Raw genomic sequence first — 18,764 nt, 5'->3', positions numbered from 1 at the left:
GAGGGGGAAGTGGGGGCATCAGCTCTTCTCGGCCAGTTTGTCGATGATCCTGGCGAGCTTGATATCGCGCTCGGTGAGGCCGCCGGCATCATGCGTCGAAAGCGTGATCTCGACGCGGTTCCAGACGTTCGACCACTCGGGATGATGATCGAGCTTCTCCGCCGCCAGCGCGACCTGGGTCATGAAGCCGAAGGCGGCGTTGAAATCCTTGAACTTGATCGTGCGCGTGAGAGCATCGCGTCCGTCGACCATGTGCCAGAGCGGCAGCTCGGCGCGGACGGTTTCGCGTTCGGCAGGGTCGAGTTTCCGGGCCATGCTCGTTCTCCGCTTGGCTGAGGCCGGTCACGAATTCATTCAAGTTTAAGCATCGCGGCATCATTCCAGCGCCACGAAACGGTTCAAGACGTTGTGATAGCCATTCGGGACTTTCCGGCGACGGAACGCGCTGTTTTGCGCGTTGTGACAAGTGAAAGGTGCATAGTGTAGCCTCGGGCCCAAAGAGCCCGACGTTGCATGGCTGCGACGTTCGGACGGTACAATCAGGAGGGCGCCATGTCGCCGAAAGTCTTGCTCGCGGCCCTGGTGGGGCTGTCAGCGGTGGTTCTCGCGGCGCCGGCCGATGCTCAACGCAAACGGGACCGCTCCGGCGGTCAAGTCACGGCGTGCAGCCGCTATGGCCATGGCTGCATGACGGTGCCGCTTCGGCAGGGGCGTTTCGACGCCGAGTATCGTCTTCCGAATGGGACGTGGATGCCTTGCAAGCAGAGCTGCAAGGATGCCATCCGCGAGGACGTGATCGACTACTGGGAGACGCTCAACGAGCGCGCGGGCAGCGGACGTCGCTGATGCGGGAATTTTCTTAGGGGAAGTCGTGGGGGACCGCTGAATGTTTCTGAGAACCGTCCTGGGTGCGGCGCTTGCTGGCTCAGTGCTTGTGGGCGTCATGGGCGCGGCTGAGGCGCAGGTGCGCAAGGCGCGGGATGGCGCGGGATCTGTGACGGCGTGCAGCCGCTATGGTCACGGCTGTCAGACGGCGCCAGTCCGTCGCGGGCAGTTCGACTACGAGTACCGCCTGCCGAACGGCACGTGGATGCCGTGCAAGCAGAGCTGCAAGGACGCCTTCCGCGAAGACGTGATCGACTACTGGGAGACGCTCAACGAGCGCGAAGGCGAGCGGTAAGCGCGCATTGAGGTCTGAGAGCCTGCCTCAGCTCTTCTTCTGAGGCAGGTTCAGGCGAATGTGCAACTCGTTGAGCTGCTTGTTCGAGGCTTCGGACGGCGCGCCCATCAGCAGGTCGCTCGCCTGCTGGTTCATCGGGAAGAGAGCGACGTCGCGAACGGTCGAGCAGCCCGTGAGCAGCATGACAATGCGTTCGATGCCGGCGGCCATGCCGCCGTGCGGCGGTGCGCCGTACTGGAAGGCGCGATAGAGCGCGCCAAAGCGGGCTTCCACCACCTCGGGTCCGAGACCGGCAACGCCGAAGGCTTTCACCATCGTATCGGGACGGTGATTGCGGATGCCGCCCGAGGCGAGCTCGTAGCCGTTGCAGACGAGATCGTACTGGTAGGCCTTGATCGCGAGGTAGTCCTCGGTCGTCTTGGCCGCTTCCAGCGCCGCCGAGCCGCCCTGCGGCATGGAGAAGGGGTTGTGCGAGAAGTCGATCTGCTTCTCGTCCTCGTTCCACTCGTAGAAGGGAAAGTCGACGATCCAGCAGAAGGCGAACTTGTTCTCGTCGATGAGCTTCAGCTCGCGGCCGATCTGGTCGCGCGCGAGGCCAGCGAACTTGTAGAATCGCGCAGGATCGCCGGCGACGAAGAACGCTGCATCGCCATGCTTAAGATCAAGATCGTGCAGTAGGTACTCTGTGCGCAGCTCGCCGAGGTTCTTCGCGATTGGCCCTTTTCCGATTCTACGGAAATCGAATTCCATCGCGGAAGAGATTTTGGTCTCTCCAATCGCCTTTAGTCGCTTAATAAACTCAATATCAAGCGTTTCATCCGGACGAGGGCCTCTACTTTCCTCGCAAATTATGTAACCCAGGCCGGGCTGGCCTTCCCTCTGCGCCCAGGTATTCATGCGATCGCAGAAGGCGCGAGAGCCGCCCTTTTTCGCAGGGATAGCCCAGACGCGCACCTTCGGATCCCTTTCGATCATCTGCGCGAAAATCTTGAAGTCCGAATCGCGGAAATATTCGGTCACGTCCTGCATCTCGATGGGGTTGCGCAGGTCCGGCTTGTCCGAGCCGTACTTCGCGATCGCGGTGTCATAGGGAATACGCGGGAAGGACGGCGTCACGGCCTTGCCTTCGGCGAACTCCTCGAACACGCCGCGAATGATCGGCTCCATGGTGCCGAGCACGTCGTTCTGCTCGACGAAGCTCATCTCCACATCGAGCTGGTAGAATTCGCCGGGCAGCCGGTCGGCGCGCGGGTCCTCGTCGCGGAAGCAGGGCGCGATCTGGAAGTAGCGGTCGAACCCTGAAATCATCAGGAGCTGCTTGTACTGCTGCGGCGCCTGCGGCAGCGCGTAGAACTTGCCGGCATGCACGCGCGAGGGCACGAGGAAGTCGCGCGCGCCCTCGGGGCTCGATGCTGTCAGGATCGGCGTCGGGAACTCGTTGAAGCTCGCTTCATGCATGCGCCGACGGATCGAGCCCGTGATCGCGAGCCGCTTCATGATGATGCCGTGCAGCGTCTCGCGGCGCAGGTCCAGGAAGCGGTACGTGAGGCGCAGGTCCTCGGGATAGTCCGGCTCGCCGAATACGGGGACGGGCAGCTCCTTTGCCTCGGAGAGCACCTCGATCTCGGTCGCATAGACTTCGACGCCACCCGTCGCGAGCTCGGGGTTCAGCGTGCCCTCGGGGCGCGCCCGCACGCGGCCGTCGATGCGCACGACCCATTCCGAGCGCAGGCGCTCGGCCGTCTTGAAGGCGGCCGTGTCGGGGTCGACGACGATCTGGGTGAGGCCATAGTGGTCGCGCAGATCGACGAAGAGCAGGCCGCCGTGATCGCGCACCCGGTGCACCCAGCCCGAAAGGCGCGCGGTCGCGCCGATGTCGCTCTCTCTCAGCGCGCCGCAGGTGTGCGAGCGGTAGCGGTGCGTGCTGGCGTCTGCCATGGCGGGGCTCCCTCACGCCCGGGGGCGTGGTCCTTCGAGTGCACGCGCCAGCGTTTGTGCGGCGCGGCAAATGGGTTCCAAATCGGGCCGGAACAGCGCACGCACGCCCCGGCTTGTCAAGGTGCGGCGGTCCGGAGGCCGCGCCGGGGTCAGTCCCGGTAGCGGGAGGCCAGCATCCAGCCGGCAATCCAGCCGAGAATGAGGGCCACGAAGTTCCCTGTCATGAAGATCAGGGCGTGCATATTGGCGACGTCGTCGGGGCTCTCGAAGGTCATGTCCGAGACCAACCACGTCGCCAGCGGGCCGCTGATAAAGATCGTCGCGATGAGCGCGAACGCGATCGCCACCACCATCGAGATCACGTAGCGCATGAGGTTGTTTTCTTTCTTGCTCACATCTGCCGCGGAGATCGTGGTCGCGTCCGTCGCGGCGCTTCTTCCCCCTCTCCCCGCAAGCGCGGGGAGAGGGGATAATGGTGTCTCTACTTCACTTCCCAGAACCAAACTTCCTTGGCCTGTGCATAGTTCGAGTAATAGCCGAGCCAGGAAAACCACTCCATGAGCCACTTCGTGGAGGGGCGGAACCCGTTCCATACGTCGATGTGGTCGCCCGTCGGATTGCCGGGCCGGTCGCCGGTCCGCATCCAATAGTCCTGGATATAGATGATGCCCGTGCGACCGAAGAGCTTGGGGTAGAACTGCGCGGCATCCGTGCCCGTAATGCGCTGGACGGGGGCGACGCCCGGCAGTTTTGTGCTCGCGAGCGCACCGGCAAGCTCCGAGGCGCGGATGAAATGCATGTCCTCGGCGGGGTGGACATAGCAGGTCGAGACGCGCCCGAGCTGACCCTGCGTCACGCCGGCATGCTTCAGGCACACGCCCATGCGGATCGCGCACTGATTGCCGAAGACCGGCAGGCCCCGCGCAATGTGCTTGCTCTCGATGTTGGTGAGGTCGTGCGGCGCGATGCACGGGTGCGGCATGCTGTGATTGGCCGGATGCTGCAGCCAGAGGTCCTTGAACGTGATCATGCTGCCCCTTCCCCCGGTGCCCCGCTGCCATATCACGGTGCTCTGGCGCGCCCGCCCGGCTTGGATTCGATCGCGCCCAGCCCGTTCATGTCAATGAATTATCGCGGAGACTGACTGGCGCGTCGCATGGGCGAGCGAGTGTGGCCCATTCGCCTTGAAGTTGGCCCGGCGCCGTTGCAGCATCCGGCCCGCAAAAGGGATTCGGGAGCACACCGGGGCTCGTCCTCGGTCTCCCGCGCTGGCGCGCGCGGCGTCGGCGTGGCCGATGTGACAGGCATCGGCACACGTGGGGGAGGAACCTCAATGACAGGCAGCGGCGAGCCGAGGCGAACGTTCGCCTTCACGTTCGGGCTGGAACGGCTCGGCCTCGTCGCGCTCAGGGCGCCATGGGTCACGTTCGGCCTGATCGTCGTGCTGACCGTGCTCGCGATCTTCGGCGTGATGCGCCTCAAGGTGGACGACAGCCTCTCCGAGCTCTTCCGCACCAACACGCCCGAGTTCCGCCAGTACGAGGAGATCGACCGCCGCTTCCCATCGAGCGAGTACGACGTGCTCGTGGTGATCGAAGGGCCGGGCCTCCTCGAGCGCGAAAAGCTCAAAGCCGTCCACGACACGATCGTGGATCTCCAGTTGACGGACGGCGTGAACGGGCTCGTTTCCATGCTCTCGGCGCGTGAGAAGCTGGATGCGAATGGCTATGCCGCGCCGGTCGTGTCCGACGAGCTGCCGGAGGGCGCTGACTTCGACGCCATGGTTGCGCGGCTCAAGAGCAACGAGATCGTCGCCGGCAAATTCCTTTCGGCCGACGGCACGCTCGCGCTCGCCGTCATTGCGCTCGATCGCAAGCTTGTCGAGGAACGCGGCGCCAAGGAAGTCATCGGCGGCATTCTCAAGGAAGCCGAGCGCGGGCTTCAAGGCACGGGTCTCCGAGTGCAGCTCACTGGCGCCCCGGTCATGCAGCTTGAGATCCGCAATGCCGTCGAGCGTGACCGCCTCGTCTATAACGGCCTCGGCTTTGTTCTCGGCACGATCATCGCCTACCTGTTCTTCCGGCGCATATCGCTGACACTGCTCGCCGTGATCGGCCCGATGGTCGCGATCCTGTGGACGCTCGGCGTCGTCGGCGGCCTCGATTACCGCCTGAACCTCTTCATCAACGTCATTACGCCGCTGATCCTCGTCTCGGGGTTCTCGGACAGCATGCATCTCGTGTTCGCCATCCGCCGCGATATCATGGCGGGTGTCGACCGGCTGACGGCCGCGCGCGAGGCCGTGCTCGATGTGGCGCCCGCGTGCCTGCTCACGGCCATGAATGCGGTGCTCGCGCTGCTCTCGTTCTCGTTTGCCGAGTCGGCGTTGATCCGCACGTTCGGCATGGTCGCGATCATGGCGGTCGCGATCTCCTACATCGCGGTCGCGGTCGTGGTGCCGACGCTCGCGGCCCTCCTCATTCCGCGCGAGAAGACACCTGTCAAGGATGTCGCGCCCAATCAGGACGGCGGCTTCGGTGTGCTCGGCGCCATTACGGAGTGGATCGTCCGGCGCGTGATCGCGGCCCCGCTGGCTTTCAGCCTTGCCGGACTTTTCGCTGTCCTGCTGACGGGCGCAGCCTATGTCCAGCTCGTGCCGCAGTACCGGCTCGCCGATCAGGTGCCGGACAAGGAGCACGCGCTGGCTGCCACCGAGCGGCTCGACCAGAAGCTCACGGGCGCCAATCCCGTGCACGTCATGATCCGCTGGAATGGCGGCCAGTCCCTCTTCGAGGACAAGACGCTCGCCGCGATTGCTGCCGCTCATACCGTCCTCGAGAAAGAGGCCGGGCTCGGCAATGTCTGGTCCGTGGAGAGTTTGAGGCGCTGGCTCGCCGAGGCCGGCGACGCCAGCATCGAGACAGTGAAGAAGTATATCAGCATCCTGCCTGAGCATCTGGTTCAGCGATTCATCACCAACGAGCAGAACGCCGTACTGGTGACTGGGCGCCTCCCGGACATCGACGCGAGCGAGATCCTGCCGATCGTCGAGAAGATCGACCGCGCGCTCGAGCCCGTGCGTACGACCCATGCCGGCTACGAGATCTCCGTGACCGGTCTCCCGGCGATCGCGGCGCGCAACTCGGCGCGCCTGATCGGCGAGCTGAACTGGGGCCTGATCGGTGACATGTTCGTGATCTTCATCTTCCTCGGGATCGCGCTGCGCTCGGTCCTGTCGGGAGTGACGAGCATCCTGCCTTCGCTCTTTCCCATCTTTGCTACGGGGACCGTGCTCTGGATCGGCGGCGAGGGGCTGCAGTTCGCATCGATCGTCGCGATCACGGTGGCGTTTGCGCTCGCTATCGACAGCACCATCCATTTCCTCAACCGCTTCCAGCTCGAGGAGAGCCGGCCCGGCACGCGTGACGTCAACGATGCGCTCGTGCGCACCATGCACCATATCGGCCCCGTGATCGTGCTGACGACCATCGTGCTGGCCCTCGGGCTCGGTGTTACAATCCTCTCGCACCTCCCATCTCTCCGGCTGTTCGGAAGATTGGCAGGCATCTGCCTTTTTGCCTCATTGATCGGCCAGCTCATCATCCTGCCGGCAACCGTGGCCCTCTATCGCCGCCACTGGCCGCGGCGCACGCCGGCAGCCGCTGCGTGACCTTGGGCTGGTTCGGCTGCTAAGGTCGGCGGAGGCCTTCGCCGCGTTCTCCGTCGTCATTTGAATGATCAACGTCGGATCCAACCGATGCCACGAGCCCCGAATGCCGTCGACTTCTGGCGCGGCTTTGCCCTCGTCACGATCTTCATCAATCATGTCCCCGGCATCTTCTTCGACCAGTTCACGCACCGCGCGGTGTCGATCTCGGACTCGGCAGAGCTGTTCGTGTTTCTTGCTGGCTGGTCGCTCCGCTACATCATCGGCGATGCGGCGCGGCCGGCGCCCATGAACCAGGTCTTCTTCCGCCTCGGCGGGCGGGCGGTGACCCTCTATGCCGCCCACATGATGATCGTGATGCTGGCCATTGCCATCCTCGCGATGTCGTCGCGGCTCCTGGACAACCCCCTGCTGCTCGAGTGGCACAATGCGGCCGCGGTCTTCTATCGCCCGGTCGAGACGCATATCGGCATCGTGCTGCTCACGCACCAGCTCGGCTACTTCGACATCCTGCCGCTCTACGTCATGCTGATGCTGATCGCGCCGCTCCTGGCCGCTATCGACCGGCTGGCGCCGAACTTTCTGCTGCCAGGGTCGTTGCTGCTCTACCTGACGGCCCTCGTCGTCCCGCTGACCATCCCGTCGTGGCCGATCGAGGGCCAATGGTTCTTCAATCCTCTCTGCTGGCAGCTCGTCTTCGTCCTGGGGCTGGTGCTGGGGCGTGATTCGGGGATCGGAGGGTGGGCGCGCCGCCATATCGTGGCTATCCGCTGGGTGGCGCTGCCAATCGTCATAATTGGGACAATCTTTGTTCTGACGGGCGGCACTTGGATAGATCCGACGGCCGTTCCGCAGCCGAAGTTGCTGTTCATTAACGGCAAGACCTTTGCAACCCCGATCAGGCTTATCCAGTTCCTGGCACTAGTCTCGGTGATGTCGATCGTCTATCCATATATTGCGAAGGTCGTGCCTACTGTTGTCGGTTTTCTTGCGATGTTGGGCCGAAACTCGCTCGAGGTGTTTTGTGCGGCATCGATCCTCAGTCTGGTTTGCCAGATTCTGCGGTATGCATTGCCGGATGGCGTATGGCTTGACACGCTCCTGGTCGCAGCCGGCGTGTCTTTCATGGGAATTGTGGCATGGCTAGCGGAGTGGCGCGCGCGGGCCGGAACGGCAGCCTGAAGTGGCTGCTGCTCATGTCCGCACTTGTGGCAGGCCTTCCGGCCCATGCCTCCGGACAGCAGGGTGCGCCTACCGCAACCGCCCCCGCGCAGCCGGCCCAGACCGAGCAGAAACAGGAAGAGAGCCTGCCGCCGGTGACGCGCGAGTGCCAGGTCGGCACGATCGAGGTCGTCACGCAATCGCCCTTGCCGAATGTGCTCAAGGCATGGCGCGAGCGCCAGAAGATCGTGATCCTGGCAATAGGTGCAGCGCCGATCGTCCGTCGGGATGCGAGCGCCGGCGGCTACTACGATCTCGTCGAGCAGCTTCTCGAGCAGACCTTCAAGGGGCTCGAGGTCGAAATCGTTCATCGTGGTGTGTCGGGTGAACTCGTCAGGGACGCGGGCGCGCGCATCAAGATGGAAGTGGCGCTCGTCAAGCCTGATCTCGTGCTGTGGCAGGTCGGGACGGCCGATGCTCTCGCGCGCCTGCCGACCGAGGATTTCGAGCGCAGTCTCGGCAAGACGCTGGTCTGGCTGAAAGCGCACGACGTGGATGTGGCGCTGATCGGCCTCCACTACATCAAGGCCCTGACCAAGGACCCGCACTATCAGGCGATCCGCAAGTCCATCAAGAAGGTCGCGACCGAGCTCGGCGTGCTGCGGGTCGGCCGCTACGAGGCCATGGAGACCATCTCGCGCCTGCGCGGCGAGCAGGGGACGCCGGCGGGGCGCTCGCGGCTGACCGAAGCGGCCTATGAGTGCAGCGCCGAGTACCTGGCTCGAGCGATCGCGACGGGGCTTTTCCACAAGGACAGGCCCAAGCCAGCGGACAAGCCCCCCTCGAATTGACGGCAGCCTCTGAGCCGGGGCCGGGCTGACCCATTGGGCCTGGTGGTTCTGCACGATTGAGATGACCGCGGCAGCGGGGGCCGCTATGGTCGCGACCCTGAGCGCAGGTGGCTGTGCGGCCCGCCCGGTGCGCCCGTGAGGATAGCGATCATGACGCAGCACTTCGCCTCCGACAACAATGCCGGCATCTGTCCCGAGGCCATGGCGGCGCTCAAGCGGGCCAACGCGACCGGCCACGAGCTTTCCTATGGCGAGGATCGCTGGACGGCGGCCGTCTGCGACGGGCTCAGAGCTCTCTTCCAGACCGACTGCGAGGTCTATTTCGTCTTCAACGGTACGGCGGCGAACTCGGTGGCGCTTTCGGCCATGTGCCAGCCCTTTCATGCCGTGATCTGCCATGAGCTGAGCCACATCGAGACCGACGAGTGCGGGGCGCCGGAATTCTTCTCGGCGGGCTCCAAGCTGCTTGCGGTCGAAGGGCCGCTCGGCAAGCTTACGCCTGACATCATCGAGTACACGGCCACGAAGCGCTCGGACATGCACTTTCCGAAGCCGAAGGCGGTCTCGCTCACGCAATCGACCGAGGTCGGCACGGTCTACACCGTCGAGGAGCTGCGCGCGATTGCGGCCATCGCCAAGCGGCGCGGCCTCAACATCCACATGGACGGCGCGCGCTTTGCCAATGCCGTGGCGACGCTTGGCTGCCATCCTTCCGAGATCACGTGGCGGGCCGGCATCGACGTGCTCTGTTTCGGCGGCACCAAGAACGGTCTCCCCGTCGGCGAGGCCGTCATCTTCTTCAAGAAGGAGCTGGCCGAGGACTTCGCCTGGCGCGTCAAGCAGGCGGGCCAGCTCGCGTCCAAGATGCGCTTTGTTTCGGCACCCTGGCTCGGGCTTCTCGAGAATGATGTCTGGCTGCGCAATGGGCGCCACGCCAATGCCATGGCGAAGCGCCTCGCCGACCACATCGGCGGCCTCGAGGGCGTCAACCTGATGTTCCCGGTCGAGTCGAACGCGGTCTTCGCGGAGATCCCGCCGCCGGCGCAAGCCAAGCTGCGCGAGAAGGGCTGGCGCTTCTATACGTTCATCGGCGCGGGCGGCTGCCGCCTCATGTGCGCGTGGGATACCTCGCCCGATACGGTCGATCGCTTCGCTGCGGATCTCGCCAAGGCCCTGCATGGTCTTGCCCCTGCGCGCGAGGCTGCCGGCGAGGCGCGCGGACGCGGGCGGCGCTGAGCGCCCTGCACGCAAGGAAAGCATTCGTGTCATGAAAGGCAGGATCGCAGGGCCCGAGATCGAGCGCCTGATTCAGCTCCTGGCGCGCCTGCCGGGGCTCGGCTCACGCTCGGCGCGCAAGGCGGCGCTCGCGCTCCTGAAGCGGCGCCACGAGCTGCTCGAGCCGCTCGCGGCCGCCATGCAGGAGGCGGCGCGCAATCTCGTCGCGTGCGAGGTTTGCGCCAATCTCGACACAGTCTCGCCATGCACCATCTGTAGTGACCCGCGGCGCGATCGCTCGCTCATCGTCGTCGTCGAGGAGATCGGTGACCTTTGGGCGCTCGAGCGCGCGGGCGTCGTCAATGGTCTCTATCACGTGCTCGGCGGCCACTTGTCGCCGCTCGACGGCATCGGTCCCGACCAGCTCAATATCGCGCGCCTCGTCGAACGAGCCCACACGAGCGAGGTTCGCGAGGTCCTGCTGGCGCTCAATGCCACGGTTGAAGGGCAGTCGACGGCGCACTACGTGCGGGAGCAGCTCGCCGGTGCCGACGTGAAGGTATCCGGTCTCCAGCACGGTGTTCCAGTGGGGGGCGAGCTCGACTATCTCGACGAAGGCACCCTTGCCGCCGCGATCCGCGCGCGCCGCACTCTCTAGGGGGGAGCCGAAATGGCGAACGCAAGCAGGGCCCGTTTCGTAACGGGCTCCATACCCGCACACGTTCTGCGCATGACCGGCGCTGCCGCGTTCGGGCTGATGGCGATTTTCGTCGGCGAGCTCGCCAACGTGCTGTTCCTCAGCATGCTCGGCGATGTCGAGATCATCGCGGCGGTCGGCTATGCCTCGACGATCCTGTTCCTGCTGCTGTCGGTCGGCATCGGCACGGCGATCGCGGCGAGCGCACTCATCGCGCCGGCCATCGGTGCCGGCGATCTCGCGCGTGCCAAGCGCCTCAGCGCGAGCTCGCATGTGTTCGCGGTGATCTTCGCTGCCTTCGCGGGTATCATCGTGTGGATCTATGTGCCCGAGCTGATCCGGCTGATCGGCGCGGAAGGCCGCACGCTCACGCTTGCGACGAGCTACCTGCGCATTCTGATCCCGTTCATGACGCTCATGTCGCTCGGCATGTGCGCCTCGGCCGTGCTGCGCTCGCAGGGCGACGCGCGCCGCTCGATGAACGTCACGCTGGTCGGCGCGTTCGTGAACGTGGTGCTCGATCCGCTTTTCATCTTCGTGCTCGGCCTCGGCATCCAGGGCGCGGCCTGGGCGACGAACCTCTCGCGCATTGCCGTCGCGGGCTTCGGCGTCTACTGGCTCATTCGCGAGCATGATCTTCTCGGCCGCCCGCATCTCAGAGAGGTGATCGACGACGCGCGCACCATCATGCGCTTTGCCGTGCCGGCCATCCTCACCAACCTCGCGACGCCGATCGCCAACGCCTACGTGACCTACGCCATCGCGCGGCACGGCACTGCGGCCGTCGCCGCCTGGGCCTTGATCGGCCGCATTGCGCCAGTGGCCTTCGGCTCGATCTTCGCGTTGTCGGGAGCGGTCGGGCCCGTGCTCGGCCAGAACCTCGGCGCGCGGCAGTGGGCGCGCGTGCGCGAGGCTTTCGACGTCTCGATCCTCGCGGCGGTGGGGTTCACCGCCGTTGCGTGGCTCGCGCTCGCGCTGGCGGTCGAGCCGCTGATCGCCGTCTTCCATGCGAGCGGCGAGACGGCGGACATCCTGCGCACGTACTGCATTTATCTTTCGCCGATGTTCGCCTTCCTCGGCATTCTCTTCGTTGCCAACGCCGCGCTCAACGCCCTCGGCCATCCGCACTGGCCGACCGTGCTCAACTGGGGCCGCGCGACGCTCGGCACCGTGCCCGTCGTCACGGTCGCGGGCATGCTCTATGGCCCGACTGGCGTGATCGGCGCTAATCTCGCCGGCGCCAGCGTCTTCGCTCTTTTCGGCGCGTGGCTCTGCCGACGCCTCATCGCAGGGAAGTCGCAGAAGGATGCGGATTGATTGAGCTGGTCGCGCCTTTGGCGCGAGCGAGGCCGCGGCCTCTGGCGCGCCTCCGGCATGACCCTGTAACCCGACCGGGGGACACCCCCCGGAGCCCCCGCCCTCTATGGACTTGGAGCAAGCCGCGAGCGCGACAGGTCCCTTCTCCCCGTTCTTCACGGGGAGAAGGTTAGGATGAGGGGCGGCCGCTTGGCTGCCGTTTGCGTTTGCCGCTGCCCCTCACCCTAACCCTCTCCCCGCAAGTGCGGGGAGAGGGGATTGGGGTGCGCTTGCGGCGAACTCCAAGTCACAAAAAGAAGGGGGTCCGGGGTCTCCCCGGTTGGGGTGCGGGGCGAAGGCCCCGTCGCGCCGCAGGCGCGAACTAGCGCTCGCCGCCGTCCTCTTTCGCCGGCAGCGCCGCGCCCGTGAGGTCGTGGCTGTGATCGTGCTGGTGCTGGTAGACGGCGAAGGAGCGCGCGGCTTCGGCACCGAAAAGGCGCACGTATTCGGGATGCTGGGCCACGGCCTCGGGCTGGCCCGAGCAGCAGATGTGACGATTGACGCAGATCACGCGGTCGCTTTGCGCCATGACGACATGAAGATCATGGCTCACGAGCAGAATGCCGACACCGCGCGCGTCGCGGATGCGGCCGATGAGGTCGTACAACTCCGCCTCGCCCGTGTAGTCGACGCCGCGTACGGGCTCGTCGAGCACGAGGAGGTTGGGCCGCCGGAGCAGCGCGCGCGCGAGCACCACGCGCTGCAGCTCGCCCCCGGAGAGCTGCGAGAGCTGCTGGCCGATGACGCGTGCTGCGCCCACTTCCTGAAGCGCGGTCTCCGCCTCGGCGGGCGTGTGCCGGCTGCCGAGTGCGAGAAAGCGGGCGACCGTCATGGGGATTGCAGGATCGCGGTCGAAGCGCTGGGGCGCATAGCCGACCGAGAGGCCCGGGCGCCGCGTGATGGTGCCGCGGTCGGGCCGCTCAAGGCCGAGCAGGATGCGCACGAGCGTCGTCTTGCCGGCGCCGTTCGGACCGATCAGCGTGACGATCTCGCCTGGCGCGAGATCGAGGTCGATGCCTTCGAGGATCGTGCGGCCCGCACGCGCGAAGTGGATGTCGCGCGCGGTGAGCAGGACGTCCGCGCGGCCGGGAAGCGTCCCGGCGTGTGGGTGATGATGGTGATCGTGGTGGGCGCCATGATCGTGATGGTGATGCCCATGCCCATGGTCGTGATGGTCATGGGCGCCGTGCGCGTGCGTGTGTGCGTTCATGCAGGCGCCGCCGCACAGCTCGCGCACAAACCCGTCACCTCGACCATGACGCGCGTCGGCCCGAAGCCGGCGCCGCGGGCCGCCGCGTCGATCTCATCGAAGGCAGCCGGCGTGGCGACTTCGGCGACCGTGGCGCAGCGCTCGCACGCGAGGATGATCTGGCGCGTGCCGTGCTTGCCGTGCGGTGCATGACAGGCGAAGTAGGCATTCCGGCTCTCGAGGCGATGGACGACGCCCATCTCGAGGAGGGCGTCGAGCGCGCGGTAGACGGAAATGGGCGCCATGCGCGCGCGCTCTTTTTGCGAGAGCCGTTCGAGGATCTCGTAGGCGCCAATGGCGTGATGCGAGCCGGCAACTTCCTCGAGCACGCGCTGCCTCAGCGGCGTGAGCTTCAGTCCGCGCGCCTCAAAAGCGTCGGCTGCGCGTTGCAGGGTCTCTTTGAGGCAGGGGGCATGGTCGTGACCTGGGGTCGGAAAGGCCGGTGCGGCCTGGGCACGTCGCATTACGTTCTCGCTGCTGGCCAACGGGGAGTTTGAGGAATAATGTAACACTATTCGGGCGCCCAGCGCACCCCCGCTTTCGGGACGTCGCGTTCCCGCAGGGGCGGAGGCGTTAAACCGAGGATGTGCTGAGGTAGGCTCGGGAGTCATCATGCCGCAGCCGAGGCGCGCCGCGTCCGGTTCCGCGGCCGCTCGCACGAGGCTTCTCCATGAGTTCACCCGCGAAGCCCATCCATCCCGCCACGCGGATCGGGCATGTACATCTCAAGGTGGCCGACCTGGATCGCGCGCTGCGCTTCTGGCGCGACGTGCTCGGTTTCGAAGTGACCCAGCGGCGCGACGGCGCGGTGTTCCTCTCCGCCGGCGGCTATCATCATCACATCGCGCTCAACACGTGGGAGAGCAAGGGCGGCTCGCCGCCGGCGCCCGGGACGACAGGCCTCTTTCACGTCGCCGTGCTCTATCCCGATCGCAAGTCTCTCGCCGACGCGCTGCGCCGCATCGTGTCGGCCGGCATCAATATCGATGGCGCCAGCGATCATGGGGTCAGCGAGGCGCTATATTTGCGCGATCCCGACGGCAACGGCGTTGAGCTCTATCGGGACAAGCCGGCGACGGAATGGCCCCGCACCGAGACCGGCGCGCTCGAGATGTTCACACGCCGCCTGGATCTTCATGCGCTGATGGCCGAGGCCTCGTAGGGCGTCGCTCCCCTCGTCGCGCCCTGATCTGCCGAGGGCCGCCATGCGGCGTCGCAGCTTGCTGGCTGTGTCCGTCGGGTCTAGCTTGGCTTCCGAATTCCAACCGCGCGTGCGGCGAGATCGATGTCGCGCGCCGATTTCGGGAGAGAAACATGCAGGATAGACCGACGACGCTGAAGCGCTACCAGACCTACATCGACGGCAAGTGGACGGATGCCGCTTCGGGCAAAGTGTTCGAGACGAGCGATCCCTACACGGGTGAGCCCTGGGCGCTTGTTCCTGAGTGCGATGCGCGCGATGCCGAGCTTGCCTGTAACGCCGCGGCGCGAGCCTTCGAGAGCGGTCCCTGGCCGGCCATGACGGCGACGGCGCGCGGCCGGCTGCTCCGCAAGATGGGCGATCTGATTGCCAAGCACGCCAAGCATCTCGCCGAGATCGAGGTGCGCGACAACGGCAAGCTCATCTCGGAGATGTACGCGCAGACGCAGTACCTGCCCGAGTGGTACTATTATTATGGCGGTCTCGCCGACAAGATCACCGGCCAGACCATCCCCGTCGATAAGCCCGATCACTTCTGCTACACGCTGAAAGAGCCGGTCGGCCCGTGTGTGTTCATCACGCCGTGGAACTCGCCGCTCATGCTGGTCGGCTGGAAGCTCGCGCCGGCGCTCGCAGCGGGCTGCACGGTGGTGATCAAGCCGAGCGAGTTCACATCCGCATCGCTCCTCGAGTTCATGAAGCTCGTCGTCGAGGAAGCGGGCGTGCCGCCGGGCGTCATCAACGTCGTGACGGGCTTTGGCGCCGTCGTGGGCGAGCCGCTCGTCACGCATCCCAAGATTGCCAAGGTTGCCTTCACAGGCGGCACCGCGACCGGGGCACGCGTCAACGAGCTGGCCGCGCGCACGTTCAAGAAAGTGTCGCTCGAGCTCGGCGGCAAGTCGCCGAACATCATGTTCGACGACTGCATTCTCGATGAGGCCGTCAACGGCGCGATCTCCGGCATCTTCGCCGCGACCGGCCAGACGTGCATCGCCGGATCGCGCCTCCTCGTTCAGGAGTCGATCCACGACAAGTTCGTCGAGAAGCTCGTCGAGGTCGCCGCGTCGGCGAAGCTCGGCAACCCGCAGCTCTTCGAGACCCAGGTTGGCCCGGTGACGACGCCGCCGCAGTACCAGAAGATCCTCGGCTACATCGATATCGCCAAGGGCGAGGGCGCCAAGTGCGTGCTCGGCGGCGGGCCGGCGACGGCAGCCGAAGGCGGCGGCAAGTATTTCGTCAAGCCGACGATCTTCACCGGCGTGAACAACAAGATGCGCATCGCGCAGGAGGAGGTCTTCGGGCCCGTCCTCTCCGTGATCAAGTTCAAGGACGAGGCGGAGGCCATCCAGATCGCGAACGATATCGCTTACGGGCTCGGCTCCGGCGTGTGGACGCAGTCCGTGCGCCGCGCGACCATGATGGCGCAGAAGATCAAGGCCGGGACCGTGTGGGTTAATACCTATCGCGCGGTGTCATTCACGATGCCGTTCGGCGGCTACAAGGCTTCCGGTCTCGGGCGCGAGAACGGCGCCGAGGCCATCGAGGGCTATCTGCAAACGAAGAGCGTTTGGATCAACAACGCGGTTGGCGGCGGCGGCAATCCGTTCGTCATGAAGACGGCGTCGAACAGCTAGTTCGCAATGCGAGAGCGCACACGTACGAATTGGGCACGCACGGTTTCATCCGTGCGTGCCCGATTTCTTTTTGGATCCGGATTGTCGGCACGCATCAGACGCACGCGTCGAGTCCGTGCTCGTACACCATGCAGACTTGTCCCGTCGGGAGACGACAGCGTGCGCCGATCCAGAGGAAGCCCGTGCATGATGGGTAGTTGCCTCTGAGCGGCTTGTAGACTTGGCGCGAACCTTTGCGCGCGTTCGGCTCCGGTCCGGGAGGCCTGTCGACGCCCATGGGATCGAGACGCCGATAGCCGTTGAAGAGCTGCGCTTCGGCGGGCGCAGAAAAATTCATCATTGCGATCGCGGTGATCGCAGCACTTACGATGAGTGTACGCATCTTGCGGCCTTTCCATCTGCATGGGACTTGGGGCCGCGCGCACCGATGTCAAGCCGCGTGGGGTCGAAGCTTCGGAAATGCGTGCGTTGAAAAGAAAAAAGCCCGCGGTCGGGGGGAGACCGCGGGCTATCACGTGACGCCTCTATGGGGGGGATAGGTGGGACGGCGCCACGAATTCACTGTGTCCATATGCACTCATCTGGGGAAAAACTGCAAGAGGCAGCACGAAAAATTGTTTACAAGAGATGAATTTTGAGGCAGCGAGTCGATCAACCATAGGGTGCGCTCGGATTGTCCTGCAATTGCCGGGCGTCCGCACTTGATTCGTATCTTCAACTCGTCCTGCCAATTGAACCGCTGTGCTGGGGATTCGGTTCCCGCCAGCATGGTCGCGCGCGGGCAGGGGCGCTCGCCGGCAGATGGTTAACGCGCGCCGTGCTCGCCGCTTGGCGCGATGGTTCATTTTCCGCATTGCCTGCCCCTGCGCGCGCGCTATGAACATGATCTGCTTAAAAAAGCAGGCTTAGAGCGGGCGTAGCGCGCTCTGGCAAATCTCGGGCGGGGAGGCGACGCATGGGCGCGGAAGGCACCTACGACTACATCATTGTCGGTGCGGGAACGGCAGGCTGTCTGCTCGCCAACCGGCTCTCAGCAGATCCGAGCCAGCGCGTGCTCCTGCTCGAGGCAGGCGGAAGCGACAACTATCACTGGATCCACATTCCGGTCGGTTATCTCTACCTGATGGGCAACCCCCGCGCCGACTGGGGCTATGCAACAGCCGCAGAGCCGGGTCTCAATGGACGGTCGCTCAATTATCCGCGCGGCAAGGTCCTCGGCGGCTGCTCCTCCATCAACGGCATGATCTACATGCGCGGCCAGGCCCGCGACTACGACGGCTGGCGCCAGATGGGCAATCCCGGCTGGGGCTGGGATGACGTGCTCCCGTACTTCCGCCGGCATGAGGACCAGTGGGCGCTCGAGCCCGATGCCTTCGAGGGGCTGCACGAACGCGGCGGCGAGTGGCGCATCGAGAGCCCGCGCATTTCCTGGGAGATCCTCGACGCGTTCCGCGAAGCGGCGGCCGAGGCGGGCATTCCGAAGACCGATGACTTCAATCGCGGCGACAACGATGGCTGTGGCTACTTCCACGTCAACCAGCGCTCCGGCATCCGCTGGAATACGGCGAAGGGTTTCCTGCGTCCCGCCAAGAGCCGGCCGAACCTGACGATCGCGACACATGCGACCGTGCACCGCCTGGAGATGTCGGGCCATCGCGTCACGGGCGTCGCCTTCAATCAGCACGGCGCCATGCGCCAGGCGACCGCGCGCCGCGAGGTGATCATGGCCGCAGGCGCGATCGGCACGCCGCAGATCCTCCAGCTCTCGGGCATCGGTCCCGGCGCGCTGCTGCAGCAGCACGGCATTGGCGTGCGCCACGAGATCAAGGGCGTCGGCGAGAACCTGCAGGACCATCTGCAGATCCGCTGTGCCTACAAGGTGCATGGCGTGAAGACCATGAACGAGCGCTACCAGAGCCTCGTGCAGCGCGCGAGCTTCGCGCTCGAGTACGCGCTCTTCAGGCGCGGGCCGATGACCATGGCGCCCTCGCAGCTCGGCGCCTTCACACGCTCCGATCCCTCGCGCGACACGCCGAACATCCAGTACCACGTGCAACCGCTGACGCTGCCGAAGTTCGGTGAGCCGCTCGATCCTTTCCCGGCCTTCACGGCGAGCGTGTGCAATGTCCGCCCGACGAGCCGCGGGCATGTGCGTATCGTCTCGTCCGATCCGAACGCGCATCCGGAGATCCGCCCGAACTACCTCTCGACCGAGGACGATCGGCGTGTCGCGGCCGACAGCGTGCGTGTTACGCGCCGCATTGTCTCCATGCCGGCGCTCGCCAAGTACAGGCCCGAGGAATTCCGCCCCGGCCTCGACATCAAGAGCGACGAGGATCTCGCGCGCGCCGCCGGCGAGATCTCGACGACCATCTTCCATCCTGTTTCGACGTGCCGGATGGGCACCGATGATCTTGCCGTTGTGTCACCCCGTCTCAAGGCGCATGGCCTCGAAGGTCTGCGCATTGCCGATGCTTCGGTCATGCCGACGATCACGTCGGGCAACACGAACTCGCCGACGCTGATGATCGCAGAGAAGGCCGCGGCCATGATCGCGGAGGATTGGCAGGCAACGGCGGCGCGCGAGCTGCCCGCCGCATAAGACGACAAGAAAA

Annotated in this window: 16 protein-coding genes and 2 pseudogenes; 11 read left to right on the top strand and 7 right to left on the bottom strand. The window is 65.3% G+C overall.

Going from position 1 to position 18,764, the window contains the following annotated elements; translation table 11 throughout:
- Nucleotides 1-18 precede the first annotated feature (18 nt).
- Nucleotides 19-318, bottom strand: a pseudogene (locus CS1BSM3_RS22145) (4a-hydroxytetrahydrobiopterin dehydratase); the annotation flags it as partial.
- Between the two features lie 234 nt (nucleotides 319-552).
- Between CS1BSM3_RS22145 and CS1BSM3_RS22140 the strand changes: the two are divergent.
- Complete coding sequence (locus tag CS1BSM3_RS22140; RefSeq protein ID WP_072391023.1) at nucleotides 553-846, top strand: hypothetical protein; 294 nt, start codon at nucleotides 553-555, stop codon at nucleotides 844-846.
- Nucleotides 847-886: 40 nt separating this feature from the next.
- Nucleotides 887-1,180, top strand: a complete 294-nt coding sequence (locus CS1BSM3_RS22135; RefSeq protein ID WP_072391020.1) for a hypothetical protein — start codon at nucleotides 887-889, stop codon at nucleotides 1,178-1,180.
- A gap of 27 nt (nucleotides 1,181-1,207) precedes the next feature.
- Here CS1BSM3_RS22135 and aspS read toward each other — a convergent pair.
- From aspS to CS1BSM3_RS22120, 3 genes and pseudogenes are all read right to left on the bottom strand, one after another.
- A pseudogene (aspS, locus tag CS1BSM3_RS22130) lies at nucleotides 1,208-3,100 on the bottom strand (aspartate--tRNA ligase); the annotation flags it as partial.
- A 167-nt stretch (nucleotides 3,101-3,267) separates the two neighbouring features.
- Nucleotides 3,268-3,513, bottom strand: coding sequence for a hypothetical protein (locus CS1BSM3_RS22125; protein ID WP_072391014.1), 246 nt, complete (start codon nucleotides 3,511-3,513; stop codon nucleotides 3,268-3,270).
- 86 nt (nucleotides 3,514-3,599) lie between these two features.
- Complete coding sequence (locus CS1BSM3_RS22120; protein ID WP_072391012.1) at nucleotides 3,600-4,148, bottom strand: type VI secretion system amidase effector protein Tae4; 549 nt, start codon at nucleotides 4,146-4,148, stop codon at nucleotides 3,600-3,602.
- A 303-nt stretch (nucleotides 4,149-4,451) separates the two neighbouring features.
- On the opposite strand from CS1BSM3_RS22120, the gene CS1BSM3_RS22115 reads away from it, so the two are divergent.
- From CS1BSM3_RS22115 to CS1BSM3_RS22090, 6 genes are all read left to right on the top strand, one after another.
- Nucleotides 4,452-6,788, top strand: a complete 2,337-nt coding sequence (locus tag CS1BSM3_RS22115) for an efflux RND transporter permease subunit (RefSeq protein ID WP_072391009.1) — start codon at nucleotides 4,452-4,454, stop codon at nucleotides 6,786-6,788.
- 87 nt (nucleotides 6,789-6,875) lie between these two features.
- Nucleotides 6,876-7,967 carry an OpgC family protein gene (gene opgC, locus CS1BSM3_RS22110; protein WP_072391007.1) on the top strand — a complete coding sequence of 364 codons (1,092 nt, stop codon included), beginning with the start codon at nucleotides 6,876-6,878 and terminating at the stop codon, nucleotides 7,965-7,967.
- A complete protein-coding gene (locus tag CS1BSM3_RS22105) occupies nucleotides 7,925-8,797 on the top strand; it encodes an SGNH/GDSL hydrolase family protein (protein WP_143149315.1) in 873 nt (290 codons plus the stop codon). Before opgC ends, CS1BSM3_RS22105 begins: the two co-directional genes overlap by 43 nt.
- Nucleotides 8,798-8,944: 147 nt before the next feature.
- A complete protein-coding gene (locus CS1BSM3_RS22100) occupies nucleotides 8,945-10,033 on the top strand; it encodes a threonine aldolase family protein (RefSeq protein WP_210188851.1) in 1,089 nt (362 codons plus the stop codon).
- 31 nt (nucleotides 10,034-10,064) lie between these two features.
- Nucleotides 10,065-10,670 carry a recombination mediator RecR gene (gene recR, locus CS1BSM3_RS22095; protein ID WP_072394296.1) on the top strand — a complete coding sequence of 202 codons (606 nt, stop codon included), beginning with the start codon at nucleotides 10,065-10,067 and terminating at the stop codon, nucleotides 10,668-10,670.
- Nucleotides 10,671-10,682: 12 nt separating this feature from the next.
- Nucleotides 10,683-12,026, top strand: coding sequence for an MATE family efflux transporter (locus tag CS1BSM3_RS22090; RefSeq protein WP_072390998.1), 1,344 nt, complete (start codon nucleotides 10,683-10,685; stop codon nucleotides 12,024-12,026).
- 361 nt (nucleotides 12,027-12,387) lie between these two features.
- On the opposite strand, the gene CS1BSM3_RS22085 is transcribed toward CS1BSM3_RS22090, so the two are convergent.
- Both CS1BSM3_RS22085 and CS1BSM3_RS22080 read right to left on the bottom strand, forming a co-directional pair.
- Complete coding sequence (locus CS1BSM3_RS22085; RefSeq protein ID WP_083528976.1) at nucleotides 12,388-13,275, bottom strand: ATP-binding cassette domain-containing protein; 888 nt, start codon at nucleotides 13,273-13,275, stop codon at nucleotides 12,388-12,390.
- Entirely contained in the window at nucleotides 13,272-13,778 is a 507-nt protein-coding gene (locus tag CS1BSM3_RS22080; protein ID WP_072390995.1) for a Fur family transcriptional regulator, read from the bottom strand. The genes CS1BSM3_RS22085 and CS1BSM3_RS22080 overlap by 4 nt, the downstream gene beginning before the upstream one ends.
- A 206-nt stretch (nucleotides 13,779-13,984) precedes the next feature.
- Between CS1BSM3_RS22080 and CS1BSM3_RS22075 the strand changes: the two genes are divergently transcribed.
- Both CS1BSM3_RS22075 and CS1BSM3_RS22070 read left to right on the top strand, forming a co-directional pair.
- Entirely contained in the window at nucleotides 13,985-14,476 is a 492-nt protein-coding gene (locus tag CS1BSM3_RS22075; RefSeq protein WP_072390992.1) for a VOC family protein, read from the top strand.
- Between the two features lie 173 nt (nucleotides 14,477-14,649).
- Nucleotides 14,650-16,149: an aldehyde dehydrogenase gene (locus tag CS1BSM3_RS22070; RefSeq protein ID WP_072394290.1), complete on the top strand. Its 1,500-nt coding sequence runs from the start codon at nucleotides 14,650-14,652 to the stop codon at nucleotides 16,147-16,149.
- A gap of 94 nt (nucleotides 16,150-16,243) precedes the next feature.
- Here the strand turns inward: CS1BSM3_RS22070 and CS1BSM3_RS22065 are convergent, their stop codons facing one another.
- The gene (locus CS1BSM3_RS22065) at nucleotides 16,244-16,531 is read right to left on the bottom strand and encodes a hypothetical protein (protein ID WP_072390989.1); all 288 of its coding nucleotides are present in this window, start codon (nucleotides 16,529-16,531) and stop codon (nucleotides 16,244-16,246) included.
- Between the two features lie 573 nt (nucleotides 16,532-17,104).
- Between CS1BSM3_RS22065 and CS1BSM3_RS22060 the strand changes: the two genes are divergently transcribed.
- A complete protein-coding gene (locus CS1BSM3_RS22060) occupies nucleotides 17,105-18,751 on the top strand; it encodes a GMC family oxidoreductase (protein ID WP_072390986.1) in 1,647 nt (548 codons plus the stop codon).
- Nucleotides 18,752-18,764: the final 13 nt, after the last annotated feature.

Origin of the sequence: Hyphomicrobium sp. CS1BSMeth3, assembly GCF_900117415.1 — a bacterium.
In the GTDB taxonomy this organism is placed as follows: Bacteria; Pseudomonadota; Alphaproteobacteria; order Rhizobiales; family Hyphomicrobiaceae.
This window is presented reverse-complemented; position numbering and strand designations above follow the sequence as displayed.

Coding starts and splice junctions, on each gene's coding strand:
- CS1BSM3_RS22140 (WP_072391023.1), top strand. CDS start 553: ATGTCGCCGAAAGTCTTGCTCGCGGCCCTGGTGGGGCTGTCAGCGGTG.
- CS1BSM3_RS22135 (WP_072391020.1), top strand. CDS start 887: ATGTTTCTGAGAACCGTCCTGGGTGCGGCGCTTGCTGGCTCAGTGCTT.
- CS1BSM3_RS22080 (WP_072390995.1), bottom strand. CDS start 13,778: ATGCGACGTGCCCAGGCCGCACCGGCCTTTCCGACCCCAGGTCACGAC.
- CS1BSM3_RS22120 (WP_072391012.1), bottom strand. CDS start 4,148: ATGATCACGTTCAAGGACCTCTGGCTGCAGCATCCGGCCAATCACAGC.
- opgC (WP_072391007.1), top strand. CDS start 6,876: ATGCCACGAGCCCCGAATGCCGTCGACTTCTGGCGCGGCTTTGCCCTC.
- CS1BSM3_RS22060 (WP_072390986.1), top strand. CDS start 17,105: ATGGGCGCGGAAGGCACCTACGACTACATCATTGTCGGTGCGGGAACG.
- CS1BSM3_RS22105 (WP_143149315.1), top strand. CDS start 7,925: ATGGCTAGCGGAGTGGCGCGCGCGGGCCGGAACGGCAGCCTGAAGTGG.
- CS1BSM3_RS22090 (WP_072390998.1), top strand. CDS start 10,683: ATGGCGAACGCAAGCAGGGCCCGTTTCGTAACGGGCTCCATACCCGCA.
- CS1BSM3_RS22065 (WP_072390989.1), bottom strand. CDS start 16,531: ATGCGTACACTCATCGTAAGTGCTGCGATCACCGCGATCGCAATGATG.
- CS1BSM3_RS22075 (WP_072390992.1), top strand. CDS start 13,985: ATGAGTTCACCCGCGAAGCCCATCCATCCCGCCACGCGGATCGGGCAT.
- recR (WP_072394296.1), top strand. CDS start 10,065: ATGAAAGGCAGGATCGCAGGGCCCGAGATCGAGCGCCTGATTCAGCTC.
- CS1BSM3_RS22115 (WP_072391009.1), top strand. CDS start 4,452: ATGACAGGCAGCGGCGAGCCGAGGCGAACGTTCGCCTTCACGTTCGGG.
- CS1BSM3_RS22085 (WP_083528976.1), bottom strand. CDS start 13,275: ATGAACGCACACACGCACGCGCACGGCGCCCATGACCATCACGACCAT.